General features: G+C 69.2%; 1 protein-coding gene. It reads left to right on the top strand.

The window, feature by feature from the left end; translation table 11 throughout:
* Positions 1-790, top strand: a 790-nt coding sequence (locus tag HCN51_RS57755; protein WP_168022232.1) for an ATP-binding cassette domain-containing protein, incomplete at its 5' end; no start/stop codon positions are given.
* Positions 791-874: the final 84 nt, after the last annotated feature.

Below are 874 nucleotides of genomic sequence, written 5' to 3' on the forward strand. Positions count from 1 at the left end.
TCAGGAGCTGGCCGTGCTGGAGCGGCTGCAGGGTGGCACGAAGGTGTTCGACCGGCCGCTGGTCGAGGCGCGGGAGCTGGGCCGTACAGGCGCGATCGAGCCGTTCAGCCTGACCATTCACGAAGGCGAGGTCGTGGGCCTGGCGGGGCTGCTCGGCTCCGGCCGTACGGAGATCGCCCGGTTGCTGTTCGGCGCCGACCACGCGAGCACGGGTGAGATCGCGATCGGCGGCACGCCGCAGTCGTTGCGCACGCCGCGCGTGGCGATGAGCCACAAGATCGCGTTCTGCTCGGAGAACCGCAAGGCCGACGGTCTCATCCCCGACCTCACGGTGCGGGAGAACATCATCCTGGCCCTCCAGGCCACCAGGGGCTGGACCAGGCCGGTGCCGCGCGAGCAGCAGGACGACCTCGTGGAGCGGTACATCAAGGCATTGAAGATCAGCCCGCCGAACCCGGAGCACCTGGTGCGCGACCTGAGCGGCGGCAACCAGCAGAAGGTGCTGCTGGCCCGCTGGCTGATCCTGGAGCCCCGGCTGCTGATCCTCGACGAGCCCACCCGCGGCATCGACGTCGGCGCCAAGACCGAGATCCAGCGCCTGGTCGCCGAGCTGTCCGACGGCGGCATGGCCGTGCTGTTCATCTCCGCCGAGCTGGAGGAGGTGCTGCGGCTCAGCCACAAGGTGGAGGTGCTGCGTGACCGGCGGCTGGTGGCCGACCTGCCCAACGACGAGCGGCTGACCACCGACGTCCTGATGGAGACCATCGCGAGCGGAGGGCGAGCGTCATGAAGCGCCTCCTGTGGCCGGCCGTGGTGCTGGCTCTGCTGCTGGTGCTGAACGTGTTCTTCACGCCCAGCTTCTTCTCGATCGAGG

Origin of the sequence: Nonomuraea composti (genome assembly GCF_012034275.1) — a bacterium.
Taxonomy (GTDB): Bacteria; Actinomycetota; Actinomycetes; order Streptosporangiales; family Streptosporangiaceae; genus Nonomuraea; species Nonomuraea composti.